Origin of the sequence: Nocardia sp. CDC153 (assembly GCF_035818515.1) — a bacterium.
Classification (GTDB): Bacteria; Actinomycetota; Actinomycetes; order Mycobacteriales; family Mycobacteriaceae; genus Nocardia.
Map to the genome: position 1 here is coordinate 932,001 of NZ_JAYKYU010000002.1, position 12,906 is coordinate 944,906.

15 protein-coding genes are annotated in these 12,906 nt (G+C 68.8%); 11 read left to right on the plus strand and 4 right to left on the minus strand.

Annotation, left to right across the window (positions count from 1 at the left end):
• Positions 1-9 precede the first annotated feature (9 nt).
• Genes VMT65_RS12855 through VMT65_RS12865 form a run of 3 tightly spaced genes read left to right on the plus strand, consistent with a single transcriptional unit; the run spans position 10 to position 2,630 of the window.
• Positions 10-1,743, plus strand: a complete 1,734-nt coding sequence (locus VMT65_RS12855) for a DEAD/DEAH box helicase (protein WP_326308362.1) — start codon at positions 10-12, stop codon at positions 1,741-1,743.
• A 1-nt stretch (position 1,744) separates the two neighbouring features.
• The gene (locus VMT65_RS12860) at positions 1,745-2,293 is read left to right on the plus strand and encodes a hypothetical protein (RefSeq protein WP_326308363.1); all 549 of its coding nucleotides are present in this window, start codon (positions 1,745-1,747) and stop codon (positions 2,291-2,293) included.
• 37 nt (positions 2,294-2,330) lie between these two features.
• On the plus strand, positions 2,331-2,630 hold the full coding sequence (locus VMT65_RS12865; protein WP_326308364.1) for a DUF1905 domain-containing protein: 300 nt from the start codon (positions 2,331-2,333) through the stop codon (positions 2,628-2,630).
• 13 nt (positions 2,631-2,643) lie between these two features.
• Here VMT65_RS12865 and VMT65_RS12870 read toward each other — a convergent pair whose 3' ends face one another.
• Positions 2,644-4,353, minus strand: a complete 1,710-nt coding sequence (locus VMT65_RS12870) for a DEAD/DEAH box helicase (RefSeq protein WP_326308365.1) — start codon at positions 4,351-4,353, stop codon at positions 2,644-2,646.
• 122 nt (positions 4,354-4,475) lie between these two features.
• Between VMT65_RS12870 and VMT65_RS12875 the strand changes: the two genes are divergently transcribed.
• Positions 4,476-5,537, plus strand: a complete 1,062-nt coding sequence (locus VMT65_RS12875) for a YihY/virulence factor BrkB family protein (RefSeq protein WP_326308366.1) — start codon at positions 4,476-4,478, stop codon at positions 5,535-5,537.
• 3 nt (positions 5,538-5,540) lie between these two features.
• Here the strand turns inward: VMT65_RS12875 and VMT65_RS12880 are convergent, their stop codons facing one another.
• The gene (locus VMT65_RS12880) at positions 5,541-6,911 is read right to left on the minus strand and encodes an FAD-dependent oxidoreductase (RefSeq protein WP_326308367.1); all 1,371 of its coding nucleotides are present in this window, start codon (positions 6,909-6,911) and stop codon (positions 5,541-5,543) included.
• Positions 6,912-7,038: 127 nt separating this feature from the next.
• Here VMT65_RS12880 and VMT65_RS12885 point away from each other — a divergent pair, with 127 nt between their 5' ends.
• Genes VMT65_RS12885 through VMT65_RS12900 form a run of 4 tightly spaced genes read left to right on the plus strand, consistent with a single transcriptional unit; the run spans position 7,039 to position 10,223 of the window.
• Positions 7,039-7,404, plus strand: a complete 366-nt coding sequence (locus VMT65_RS12885; RefSeq protein ID WP_326308368.1) for a hypothetical protein — start codon at positions 7,039-7,041, stop codon at positions 7,402-7,404.
• A gap of 27 nt (positions 7,405-7,431) precedes the next feature.
• Complete coding sequence (locus VMT65_RS12890) at positions 7,432-8,589, plus strand: radical SAM protein (protein WP_326308369.1); 1,158 nt, start codon at positions 7,432-7,434, stop codon at positions 8,587-8,589.
• Positions 8,590-8,604: 15 nt separating this feature from the next.
• Positions 8,605-9,525: a hypothetical protein gene (locus VMT65_RS12895; protein WP_326308370.1), complete on the plus strand. Its 921-nt coding sequence runs from the start codon at positions 8,605-8,607 to the stop codon at positions 9,523-9,525.
• Positions 9,526-9,572: 47 nt separating this feature from the next.
• Positions 9,573-10,223, plus strand: coding sequence for a hypothetical protein (locus VMT65_RS12900; RefSeq protein ID WP_326308371.1), 651 nt, complete (start codon positions 9,573-9,575; stop codon positions 10,221-10,223).
• A gap of 68 nt (positions 10,224-10,291) precedes the next feature.
• On the opposite strand, the gene VMT65_RS12905 is transcribed toward VMT65_RS12900, so the two are convergent.
• A complete protein-coding gene (locus VMT65_RS12905; RefSeq protein WP_326308372.1) occupies positions 10,292-10,840 on the minus strand; it encodes a hypothetical protein in 549 nt (182 codons plus the stop codon).
• Between the two features lie 189 nt (positions 10,841-11,029).
• Here VMT65_RS12905 and VMT65_RS12910 point away from each other — a divergent pair, with 189 nt between their 5' ends.
• The 3 genes from VMT65_RS12910 to VMT65_RS12920 are packed head-to-tail and all read left to right on the plus strand — an operon-like array spanning position 11,030 to position 12,328.
• Positions 11,030-11,383, plus strand: a complete 354-nt coding sequence (locus VMT65_RS12910; RefSeq protein ID WP_326308373.1) for a hypothetical protein — start codon at positions 11,030-11,032, stop codon at positions 11,381-11,383.
• Positions 11,380-12,012: a TetR/AcrR family transcriptional regulator gene (locus VMT65_RS12915; protein WP_326308374.1), complete on the plus strand. Its 633-nt coding sequence runs from the start codon at positions 11,380-11,382 to the stop codon at positions 12,010-12,012. The genes VMT65_RS12910 and VMT65_RS12915 overlap by 4 nt, the downstream gene beginning before the upstream one ends.
• Positions 12,013-12,037: 25 nt before the next feature.
• The gene (locus VMT65_RS12920) at positions 12,038-12,328 is read left to right on the plus strand and encodes a hypothetical protein (protein ID WP_326308375.1); all 291 of its coding nucleotides are present in this window, start codon (positions 12,038-12,040) and stop codon (positions 12,326-12,328) included.
• Here the strand turns inward: VMT65_RS12920 and mug are convergent.
• On the minus strand, positions 12,321-12,881 hold the full coding sequence (gene mug / locus VMT65_RS12925) for a G/U mismatch-specific DNA glycosylase (RefSeq protein WP_326308376.1): 561 nt from the start codon (positions 12,879-12,881) through the stop codon (positions 12,321-12,323). The two genes, VMT65_RS12920 and mug, sit on opposite strands and share 8 nt — an antisense overlap.
• Between the last annotated feature and the right edge of the window lie 25 nt (positions 12,882-12,906).

A 12,906-nucleotide genomic window follows, 5' to 3' on the forward strand; every position in this document is an offset into this window, starting at 1 on the left:
GATCGACATATGGTCGCGCTCTGGACGTGGGACGGCCACGCCCCGCGACGCGCACCGAAGCACCTCGGCGAGGTGGAGACCCTCGCCCTCGCCGTCCCGAATCGGGACGGAATCGGCGTCACGGACGTGGAATGCGCTCTCGTGGAACCGGAACGGTTATGCACCCTGGCTATCGAAAATCCGGGGGAATCGATACACCTGCTACGACAGGCGCTCGAGACCGACGTCGAGGCGCGGCGGCTGCCCACGGCCGCGCACGCCGTCCCGAACGCCACCGGGACCGCCATCGTGTCGGCGGGACGCGCGTTGCGGGCGCTGCGGTCGACCGTCACGCTCGATGCCGAGCTGCGGTCCGGGCTGAAGGCCGAGCTGCGGCCGTATCAGGCGCGCGGCATCACCTGGCTGCGGGAGACCACCGCGGCGCACGGCGGTGCGGTGCTGGCCGACGAGATGGGTCTGGGCAAGACCGTGCAGGCCATCGGGTATCTGCTCGGGAAGTCCGGGGACGGACCGCAACTCGTGGTCTGCCCGACCTCGCTGGTGGGCAACTGGACCCACGAGATCGAACGGTTCGCGCCCGGGCTGCGGGCGGTGGCCTGGCGGGGCGGGGACGCTCCGGCGGCCGACACCGGGACCGTCGTGGTGACCGGATATCCGACACTGCGCGGGCACGGGCAGGCGCTGGCCGGGCAGCACTGGGCCAGTGTGGTTTTCGACGAGGCGCAGATGTTGAAGAATCCCCGCACCCAGGTGGCGAGGGCGGCGCGCACGCTCTCGGCCGACGCGCGGGTGGCGCTGACCGGCACACCGGTGGAGAACCATCTCGATGAGCTGTGGGCGCTGCTGAATCTGGTGGTGCCGCAGGAGTTCACGCACAAGGCGCAGTTCCGGCGGCGGTTCGGGCGGCCGATCAGCGAGGGGTCGGCGCACGCGGTGCTGCGGCTGCGCGACGCGCTCGAGCCGATTGTGCTGGGCCGCCGCAAATCCCAGGTGGCCGCGTCACTGCCGCCCAAGATCCACACCGACCTGGTGTGCGACCTCAGCGCCGAGCAGGAGGCGCTCTACGACCGGCTGCTCGACGCGGCCGAGGCGGCGGGCTTCGGCACCGGCGCGCAGCGGCACACCCGGGTGCTGTCGGTGCTGACCGAGCTCAAGCAGGTGTGCAATCATCCCGGGCTGATCACCGGTGAGCTGGACGAATTGCTGGGCCGCTCCGGCAAATTCGACGTGTGCTCCGATATTCTCGCCAACAATCTCGAGGTGAACGCGCCGACGCTGGTGTTCACCCAGTACCGCCGGACCGGTGAGCTGCTGGTCCGCCACTGCGCCGAGGAATTCGGGGTGCGGGCGCCGTTCTTCCACGGCGGCCTCGACCACGAGGAGCGCGGGCGGATCGTCGCCGAGTTCCAATCACCCGACGGCCCACCGATATTGATCCTGAGCCTGCGCGCGGCCGGGACCGGCCTGACCCTCACCCGCGCCGCCGACGTCGTGCACTACGACCGCTGGTGGAATCCCGCCGTCGAGGCCCAGGCCTCCGATCGCGCCCACCGCATCGGCCAGACCCGCACGGTCACCGTCACCACGTTGACCTCGGGCACCACCATCGAGGAACACATCGCGGGCATGCACGACCGCAAATCCGCCCTCACCGATCTCACCGACGCCGCCGGTGTCGCCGAACTGGCGCGCCTCGACGACGAACGACTCCTGGAACTGCTACGCCGGAAGCGGGGCAACTGATATGGCGGACAACGAATTCGGCTACACCGCATGGGGCAAGGACTGGCTCCGCCTCGCCGAACCCCTCACCCTCACCAAACCCGAACCCCTCCTCCCCCGCGCCCGCAGCATCGCCCGCAACAATGGCGTCCGCGTCGAAATCGAAGGCACGGTGGTCCGTTCCCACATCCACCGCGGCTCGGAAGCCTCGGTCACCCACCTCGAACTCACCCCCTTCCCCCGCGCCACCATCGACGCCATCGCCGCGGTGATCCCCTCGGACACGTTGACGCTCAGCGACGACCAGCACGCGGCGGTCCTCGCCGCGGGCATCACGGTCACCCCGATCCTCGCCGCCACCGACTGCTCCTGCCGTGCCCGCAATGCCCGCTGCCTGCACATGCTCGCCACCTGCTACGCGGTCGTCCGCCTCATCGACGAAACCCCCTGGCTCGCCTTGGATCTCCAGGGCTACCGCCTCAACCCACCCGAAGCCGACGAGGACGTCCCCACGTCGATCCCGCACTGGACACCCCTCGACGCCCTCGACCCCGCCGTCTATTTCGCCTGACCACGGACGTGTCGGACCCCGCGGATACCGTCATCGCATGGCAGCGTCGACCTACTCCTTCACCGCCGAGCTCTGGGAATGGGAAGCTCAGGCGGCGTGGCACTTCGTGAGTTTGCCGGAGGGGGTGGCGGACGAGATCGAGGAGCGGTACGGCCATAGCGCGGCGGGGTTCGGGTCGATCAAGGTGAAGGTCAGCGTCGGCACCAGCCATTGGTCCACCTCGATCTTTCCCGACGGCAAGCGAGGCACCTATGTGCTGCCGATGAAGAAGGCCGTCCGGGTCGCCGAGGGCTTGACCGTCGGCGACCCGGTCGAGATCGAGCTACGGGTGATCTGAGCCGCCCTCGCGGTCAGAGGCGGCGCAGCGCGGCGATGCGTTCGGTGAGTTGGTCGGCCGTCGCGAGAGCGGTTGGGGGGCCGCCGCATTCGCGGCGTAGGTCGCCATGGATGACACCGTGGGGTTTGCCGGTGCGGTGGTGGTGCATGGCCACCAGGGAGTTGAGTTCGCGGCGGAGTTCGGAGAGGCGGTCGGAGGTGGCGGCGCGTTCGGCGGCGGCCTCGACGGCGGGTCCGGCGGGGGCCGCCGCGGCGGCGCTGCGTTCCTTCAGCTGGCGCGACTGACGTTCGCGCAGCAGGGCGCGCATCTGGTCGGCGTCGAGCAGGCCGGGAATGCCGAGGTAGTCGGCCTCCTCGTCACTGCCGGAGAAGGTGGCGGTGCCGAAGGAGTCGCCGTCGTAGATGACCTGGTCGAGTTCGGCGTCGGCGGCCAGGGCGATGAATTTCTTCTCCTCCTCGCCGGGCTCGTCCTTCTGCTTGTTGGCGTCGATGAGCAGCTCGTCCTCGAGCGCGTTGGCCTCGCGGTGCGGCTTGCCGATGACGTGGTCGCGCTGCAGCTCCAGCTGGGCGGCCAGGTCGAGCAGCACCGGCACCGAGGGCAGGAAGACGCTCGCGGTCTCACCGGGCTTGCGGGCACGCACGAATCGTCCGATGGCCTGCGCGAAGTACAGCGGGGTGGACGCGGAAGTGGCGTACACGCCGACGGCCAGGCGCGGCACGTCGACGCCCTCGGACACCATGCGCACCGCGACCATCCACGGGTCGGTGTTCTCGCTGAACTGGCCGATGCGGTCGGAGGAGTCCGGGTCGTCGGAGAGCACGATGGTCGGCTTGGTGCCCGAAATGTGTTCCAGCAGTTCGGCGTAGTCGCGCGCCTTGTCCTGGTCGGTGGCGATGACCAGGCCGCCCGCGTCGGGCATGCCGGTGGCCCGCAGCTGCCGCAGGCGAGTGTCGGCCGCCTGCAGCACCTTCGACATCCAGTCACCGGCCGGATCCAGCGCGGTCCGCCAGGCCCGGGCGGTCTGCTCCGCGTTGAGGGGTTCGCCGAGGCGGGCCGAGTACTCCTCGCCCGCGCTGTCGCGCCAGTGCGCCTCGCCGGAGTAGGCGAGGAACACCACCGGTCTGACCACGCCGTCGGCGAGCGCCTCGGAGTAGCCGTAGGTGTGGTCGGCACGCGACTTCTCGAAGCCGGACTCGTCGACCTCGTAGGTGATGAACGGGATCTTCGAGTCGTCGCTGCGGAACGGGGTTCCGGTCAGGTGCAGGCGGCGGGTGGCGTCGCTGAACGCCTCCTCGACGGCCTCGCCCCAGCTCTTGGCGTCACCGGCGTGATGGATCTCGTCCATGATCACCAGCGTCTTGCGGTTCTCGGTGCGCACCCGGTGCTTGAACGGGTGCGAGGCGATCTGCGCGTAGGTCACCACCACGCCGTGGTAGTCCGAGGAGGTGGAGCCGGTCGAGTTGGAGAAGTTCGAATCCAGCTGAATTCCGTTGCGCGCGGCCGAGGCCGCCCACTGGTGCTTGAGGTGCTCGGTGGGCGCGACGACCGTCACCTGATCGACGGTGCGGTCGTTGAGCAGTTCGGCGGCCACCCGCAGCGCGAACGTGGTCTTACCGGCGCCGGGCGTGGCGACCGCCAGGAAGTCGCGTGGCTTGGTCGTCAGATACTTCGTGAGAGCCCTGCGCTGCCATGCACGTAACGAACCGCCACCACCCGAAGTCACTCGGAAGAGATTAGCTTTCGGGACCGACTGCTTTCCAATCCGACACAGCACTCTCGAGTGCCGCACGACACATTGCGCGTCCGACCCCATTCGAACCGCTGGTAGGCGATGCTTAGGCCACGATGAACGCGCACGACGAATCTCCGCAACACGCCGACGCGCCCGCCCCGGGATCGTCCGTCGTGCTCGCCGCCACTCGCTGGGGCCGCATCCGACAGCTCGTCGTGCACGTCGCGGTGAAGGCCTGGAACGATTCGATCTTCAACAAGTCGGCCTCGGCCGCGTTCTGGCAGACGCTGTCGCTGGCTCCGCTGCTGCTGGGACTGCTGGGCAGCCTCGGCTATGTGGGCCACTGGTTCGGGCCCAACACGGTGAGCGTGGTGCAGGCGAAGATTCTGAGCTTCGCGCGGAAGGCGTTCAGCCCCAATGTGGTCGATACGCTGGTCCAGCCGACCGTCAACGACGTGCTGCAGCGCGGGCACGGCGGTGTGGTCTCGGTGGGTTTCGTGCTGTCGCTGTGGGCCGGTTCGTCGGCCATGGCGACCTTCGTGGACGCGATCACCGCCGCCCACGGTCAGGCCACCGCCCGCCACCCGGTCTGGCAGCGCATCTTCGCGCTGCTGCTGTATGTGGCGTTCCTGATCATCGCGGTCCTGGTGCTGCCCCTGATCGCCCTGGGCCCCACCCTCATCGGCCGCGTCCTGCCGCACGCCTGGCGCGAACCCGGCCTGCGCCTTATCGACGCCTTCTACTACCCCGGCACGGGCCTGCTGTTGATCGTCGGCCTGACCTTCCTCTACAAGACGGCCCTGCACCGCACTCTGCCCTGGCACCGTCTCTTCGGCGGCGCGCTCGTGGCGGGCGTCTTCTTCATGGCCGCCAGCGAGGGCCTGCGCCGCTACCTGGCCTGGGTCACCAAGACCGGCATCTCCTACGGCGCACTGGCGACGCCCATCGCCTTCCTGCTGTTCACCTTCTTCCTCGGCTTCGCCATCATCCTCGGCGCGGAATTCAATGCCAGCGTTCAGGAGTTCTGGCCCGCCCGAGCCACCCGTCTTTCCCAGCTGCGCAATTGGTGGCGTGCTCGCGGACACCGCCCGGCGGCCGCGCCCACCCCGGATCCGGTGGAGCCGCCCGCGCCGCCCCCACCGACTCCGATCACCAGCCGTCCGCAGTCCACGTGACGGTCAGGAGTTGCGGACCGCGGTGACCGCCTTGCGGGCGGCGACCTGGACCGGATCCCAGACCGGGGAGAACGGCGGGGCGTAACCGAGGTCGAGGGCCACGATCTGGTCGACGGTCAGGCGGGCGGTGAGGGCCACGGCGGCGATGTCGATGCGCTTGCCCGCGCCCTCGCGGCCGACGATCTGGACGCCGAGCAGGCGGCCGGTGCGGCGTTCGGCGAGCATTTTCACCGTCATGGGCGCGGTGCCGGGGAAATAGCCGGAGCGGCTGGTGGATTCGATGGTGACGGTGACGAACTGCAGACCGACCGACCGCGCGTCGCGTTCGCGCAGGCCGGTGCGGGCGACCTCGAGATCGCACACCTTGCTGACCGCGGTGCCCACCACGCCGGGGAAGGTGGCGTAGTCGCCGCCGACGCCGGAACCGATGATCTGGCCGTGCTTGTTGGCGTGCGTGCCCAGCGGAATGTGGCGTTCGGACCCGGAGACCAGGTCCAGCACCTCCACGCAATCGCCTCCGGCCCAGATGTTCTCGTGCCCGCGCACCCGCATGGCCAGATCGGTGAGCAAGCCCCCGGACTCGCCCAGCGGCAGTCCGGCCGCGCGCGCCAGGTCGGTGGCGGGGCGCACGCCGATGCCGAGAATCACTACGTCGGCGGGGTATTCGGCCTCGGCGGTGGCGACGGCGACGACCCGGCCGTGCTCGTCGGTGCGCACCGCCGTCAGCTCGGCATTGCCGATGACCTGAATTCCCATGCCCTGCATGGCCTTGCGGATCAGCACGCCCATATCCGGGTCGAGGGTGGACATGGGCTCGGCCGCGCGGTTGATCATGGTGACCTGGAATCCGCGCTGGATCAACGCCTCCGCCATCTCCACGCCGATATATCCCGCGCCCACGACCACCGCGCGCCGTCCCGGGCTCGCCGCGAGGGTGTCGATGAGGGCCTGGCCGTCGTCGAGGGTCTGCACCCCGTGCACGCCCGCGGCGTCGATGCCGGGCAGGGCGGGCCGGATCGGTGTCGCGCCGGTGGCGATCACGAGTTTGTCGTAACCGGTCCAGGTTTCGCGCCCGGTGTCGAGTTCGCGGGTGCGCACCCGCTGCCCGTCGAGGTCGATCTCCACGACCTCGTTGCGCAGGCGCAGATCGATGTCCCGCGCGCGGTGTTCGGCGGGCGTGCGCGCGATGAGGGCCTCGGGTCCCTCGACCGCGCCGCCCACCCAGTACGGAATGCCGCACGCCGAGTACGAGGTGAAGTGGCCCCGTTCGAACACCACGAGCTCGAGTTCCGCCGCGCTCTTCAACCTGCGCGCCTGCGACGCCGCCGCCATCCCCGCCGCGTCTCCGCCGATGATCACCGCGCGTTCACCCATGTCTCAAAGGTAGTCGGCGACCGGGATGTAACCCCCTCCCCTATCCAGAAATGTCCCGCCGCGTTCTTTCGAGGACGTCACGGGGGCCATCCGGGGGTGGCGGGACCCGATCGGAAAGGAATCCCGCATGTCACCACCGAACAGCCGCCGCACGGCCGCGATCGCACGACTCGCCGGAATCGCCGCCACCATGGCCGCGGCACCGGCGATCGCCGCCTCGCTGGCCGGATCGGCCGACGCGGCAGTGGTCGCTCCCGAGCAGACCACCGTGGTCGGGGCCGCGGCCCAGGCTCATCTGGAGAACCTGTTCGCCCCGACAGCCACGACGGAGCTCGCCTCCGCCCATGGCGTGCAAAAGGATACGCGCGTACCGAACCCCTTCCACCAGTTCTCCCAGTTCCATGAGGGACCGTTCCGGCAGGGGCAACCGTTCGGCCAGGACGTGCCGTTCCATCAGGCTCCGACCGGCTTCGTCCAGCTGGTGGATCCGTAGATTCTCACTGAAGAGAGTGTGACCCAGGTGAATTCGACCGTCCGCAGCATGCAGATCGTGGTGAAGGTGTCCAAGTTCTGCAATCTGCGATGCCAGTACTGCTACGAGTATCCGGAGCTGGGAAACCGTGCGGCCATGTCCCGTTCGCAGCTCGCCACCATGTATCGCGCGCTGCGCGAACACGTGCTGGCGGTCGAGGAACGCGACGGAAGCGGCACCCGGCTCGAATTCATCTGGCACGGTGGCGAACCGCTCATGCAGCCGGCGCGGTTCTACCGGCAGACGCTGGCCGACCAGCGGGAGATCTTCGGCGAGCGGATCGCGACCACCAACAGCATCCAGACGAACCTGACGATGCTCGACCCGGAGCGCCGCGAATTGCTCACCGACAGTTTCGATTCCGTCGGCGTCTCCATCGACGTGGTCGGCGGCCTGCGGGTGAACGCGGCCGGGCGCGACTCGCAGCCGCGCGTGCTGGCCAACCTCGACGAGCTGGTGGCCGCGGGTGTGCCGGTGGGCTGCATCTCGGTGCTCACCGCGCGGAACATTCACGCCGTGGATCGAATATTCCGGTTCTTCGAGAAACGCCGACTCAATTTCCGGGTCCTGCCGCTGTTCGACACCGGCGAACCCGGGCAGACGGCCGCGTTCGAAGTGCCGGTGGCGCAGGAACTTTCGGCCTTGGCGCGGCTGATCGATCTCTGGCTGGCGGGAGACGTGCTCGAACACCCGCCCGCACCGCTGGACCACTATGTCCAGATCGCGGCCCACTATCTCGCCGACGCCCCCGGCCCGGACTACCGGGACCGGCGCGAGTGGCTGCCTCTGATTTTGGTCAACACCGACGGCTCCTGCTTCACCTACGGCGAACCCTACGGCGACCCCGCGTGGTCGATCGGCAATATCTTCACCGACCGGATCGCCGACATGCTGGCCGGTCCCGTCTTCGAGCGGTGCGCCGTCGCAGCCGAACGCCGCGTGGCGCGAAACTGCCTGTCCTGCCCGTTCTTCGACGCCTGCGGCGGATCCCTAATGGCCGAGACCGAGGCCCGCGAGCGCGATGAGGACGGCCACGGCACCCTGCTGTGCACCGGGCGGCCGGTGATCGCCTATATCGCCGAGCAGCTGCGCGGCCGCGTGCCCGACACCGTAGCGCAATGGCGATACCTGCACTCCCCCGCCTGATCCCGAGGAATCACCATGCCCGCCGCACCCCTCGACCATGCCGGACTCCGCAGCGGCATGACACTGTCGTTCCCCGCCGACTCGCGCTCGGGTACGCGCGTCCGGCTCAGTTCCGGCACGGAGCCCGCCGCCGCGACCCCGCACGCGGCCACCTACGCCGACGGCGCGGTCGTACCACGGGGGCCGTGGCGTCCACCCAGCTGTCACGAGCACGGAATCCTTTACGGGACACCGAAACCCGGGGTTCTATCGGGTGACTGGATCGCCATTGTCGCGGTGCCGGATTCGGTGCTGGACGGGTTCGCTCCACTGCGAGCCGACGCCGCGGCGGGCAATGAGCGGGCCCTCGACGCCTCGATCAACGGCCCGGCCGGTCGCCTGGCGTTCGTCGAGGCGATCCGCTGGGCGACCACCCGCACCGATCCGACGCGACCCGGCGTCGAATCACCCATGGTCTACGGCATCCTTCCCACCGGTGCCGCCACCATGACCACCGGCAGCCACGGCCGCCGCGTCGGACTCCACGTCGACAGCTGGTACAACGCCCCGCTGAAAGACCGTGCGGCAGCCCCCAATCGCCTGTCGATCAACCTCGGCGACCACGACCGCTACCTGCTCTGCGTCAATACCCCGCTGCCCGTCATGGCCGAGGCGCTGCGCGAGCACGGCATCACCGCGGGCGCGACCCACCCGAGCTACGGCCTCGGCATGCGCTTCCTGGCCGAGTTCCCCCACTACCCGGTCACCCGAATCACCGTTCACCCCGGCGAGGCCTACCTGGCCCCGACCGAGAACATGCTCCACGACGGCTACGCCGAACCCCACGGCCAGATCGACCTGCAATTCAGCTGCCGGGGGCGGTTCCCGCCGCCTGGAAACGCCGGGCCGACCTCGGGTCGAGAAGGGAACGACGGGTTTGTCCCGCTACGGGATTAGATTCGCCCTTGACCGGATTCCGTCCGTGCTGCCGGGAGGAGTGCTGCGTGGTTCCGCGTGTGCTTCGGTCGGGCGTGGCACTCGCCATGGTCGCCGGGTGCGCCTGGTTGATCGCGCCGAGCCCGCACGCGCAGGCGACGCCGTTCACCGAGGGCGGATTCTTCCTCGCCCGCGGTATCGAAAACGCCGGCGCCATCATCGCTTTGAGCGCCGGGCACTTCATCGAGGACGAAACCTCACGCATGATCGGGGTGGTGGACGCGACCGGTAGCGCCCTCGAGTGGCTGCCGGACACCCTGCTCGTCGACGGCACGGTGCGACACCTCCGTTTCACCCTCGAATCCGGTGGCCGCAGCCTGTCCCTCTGGGTCGAAGGCGGCCTGCGACAGGGCGCGCAAGTGCTGGCGGACAACAGCCGACTCGGCGGCGTCCTGGCCGACGCGTGCGTGGCGAAGGGCCTGCCCGCAGCCGTCATGCCCGGCCTGGTCGGCGCCTTGACCGGTGCCCTCACCGGCGTCCTCGGCGGCCCGGCGGGCATCGTCACCGGAGCCGCGACAGGCGCCCTGTCCGGTGCGTGGTCCGGCTTCGTCAAGGGCTGCACCACCGGCGTCCAAGAGGTCCTCACCCCACCCACCCAAATCACCGCCGCCACCCCAACCCAGACGAATCACCGCCTGCGCCAGGTGAACCCGACCTGATCCACTCGACCGACCGCGGTCAGGCTGCGCGGGCCGGGTGGGCGTCGGCGACGCACCCGGCGGGTAGTTCAGCAGGAGAACGTGGAGTGGAACAGCCAGTCGACGACGCGATCGTCACTGCCCCAACTGCTTTGGTCACCGACGAAGACCGACTGCATATCCGAGGACGGGACGAGCCAGCCACCCCATATGTCCGAAGTATGGAGTGAGGTGAGCGCTCTGAGTGTGCAGCCGTCCTCACCCTGCTGCTCCGGATAGCCGATGAGCCAGATTTGAGTGGCATCGGTGTAGCCCGCCGGGGTATTGGTGCACGGTTCGGCAACCACGCCGCCATTCGAATTGTGCTGCAGGCACCTGCCATTCCCGCTCTGAATCCAGTTGACGGCGTCGTAGCCGTCCAGATGATGCATGGTCCACTGCTGACTCGCCGCATTCGGGGCACACACACTGAGAGTGACTGCGCCAGGCCCGATGTCGGTGACGCAGCGGTCATAGTCGATGTTGTACAGGTACGGGCCGGTCTGCGGCGGGTCGGCCCAGGCAACCGCTCCCCCGGTGACCGCAACCTGGATGCCGAACATCGGCACAACCACCGCGCGCAGGCTTGCTTTCCACATGCCCCTACGGTCGGAGATCGGCCTTACCGTCGGATTACACCGACGGTCGGTCGAGCGCCTCGCGCCGGCCGAGCCCTCCCTCGTCACGATGTCCGCGCCCCGCGACCGGGACGAGGCTCTTGACTTAATGACCGGCCAGTCATTAGCGTAGATGGCGTGGTAGACGAGGCAGTGAAATCGTCAATTCATTTGAGGCGCATCGGTATTCTGTTGCGGATCTATCTCGTGGTGGCCGTCGCCACGCTGGGCGTCCTCACCGCGCTCTCGGCGTTCGCGCCGCAGCAGGCGCCGCGCGACGCGTGGGTGCACGCGGTGATCGTCGCCGGGTTCGCGATCGTATTGCCGCTGCGACTGCGTTCGGCTCGCCGTGGCAGCATCCGGGGATTGCGTGCCGTCGGGCTGATCGCGGCGGTACTGATCATCGTCAATGTCGTCGAAGCCATGCTTCCGGATTTCGTGCCGGTGTGGATGCGGGTGGAGATGATCGGTATCGCGGTGCTGATGGCCGCGGTCGTCGGGCTCGTGGTGCGGGAGCGGCTGTGACCGGCGCACCGCGGATTCGTCAGCGGCTCAGCGCCGAGACTCGGCGGGAACAGCTGGAAGTCGCCGCCGTCACGATCGTCGGACGTGACGGGCTCGCGGCGGCCACCGCCGAGGCCGTCGCCCGGGCCGCGGACGTCTCGAAGGGCCTGCTGTGGCGGTACTACACCGATCTCGACGACCTGATCCTGCACGCGGGGCGTCGGGCATTGACCACGCTGGAAGCGGCCGTGGCATCCGATGTCGATCTCGACACGCACACCGCCGACCTCTTGCGGGCGGCCATTCGCCGGGCCGCGGTGCTGCCATCGACGCACGGCGATGAATTACGAGCCGCGCGTCGGATCGCACGCCGATGGCAGGCCCTCGGAGCCGAAAACGGCTTGGCCGCCTACGAATACAAGCAGTTGCACACGCGGCAGGCCGCACTCATCCAGCACGGTCAACAGCGCGGCCAGATCCGCGCCGATCTCGACCCGCACCTACTCGCGGTCACCTACCAGGGAATGGTCGACACCATGCTCGAGCACCTCGACGCCAACCCGGACATCGACCCGCTCGCATACGCCGATCACGTCGCCGACGTGCTGCTGGGCGGTATCGCCACCACCTCACCGCAGCCATCCGCCTGAAAACCGCAGCGCGAAAGGAACATTCGTGAAACAGCACGAAATCGACGCCGAGCTGGCCCTCCCCGGCGCCCGCGCCCTGTCCGTCCGCGGACGGGCATCCATCACCATCGTCGACGGCGTGGTCGACGAATACCTCGCCGCAGCCCGCAAATCCATGGCGCCCGAGGCCGCGGCCGAATTCGAACAGGCCTGCCGAAAAATGTACGACCGCATGGCCCGCATCGCGATCATCCCCACCTGGGCCCGCTTCTACGACTACAGCACCGGCCGCATGCCCCACTTCCTCACCGAACTCGCCGCGAAGAACCTCACCTGACCAGCGCCTCGCGCAGGGCGCGGAATTCCGAGGCGAGAGAGTCGGGTGTGTAGTGGGCGTTGAGGCCGCTCGGGTTGGGGAGGACCCAGACTTCGGTGTCGCCGATCGAGTCGGGCTGGGGGCCGATCGTGGTGCGTGGGCGGCCGAAAGCCGTGCGGTAGGCACCGATTCCGAGGACCGCCAGGACTCGCGGGCGGTATCGCTCGACCCGTTCGATCAGGGCGCGGCCACCGGCACGCAGTTCCTCGGGGGTCAGTTCGTCGGCCTTGGCGGTCGTGCGGGCGGCGACGTTCGTGATCCCCAACCCCAGCCCCAGCAACTCCCGCTGTTCATCGGGCAGCAGTTGGCGCGGTGTGAAGCCGGATCGGTGCAGTGCGGGCCAGAACCGATTCCCGGGGCGAGCGAAGTGATATCCGGTCGCCCCCGACCACAGACCCGGATTGATCCCGCAGAACAGCACCCGCAATCCAGGCCCGATCAAATCGGGAATCGTCTTGTCCCGCGCCGCGGCCAAATCCGCGGCCGACGGCCGAATCAACGAACCAGAACCCATTCCCACAGTCTGCCGGTTTGCCGCG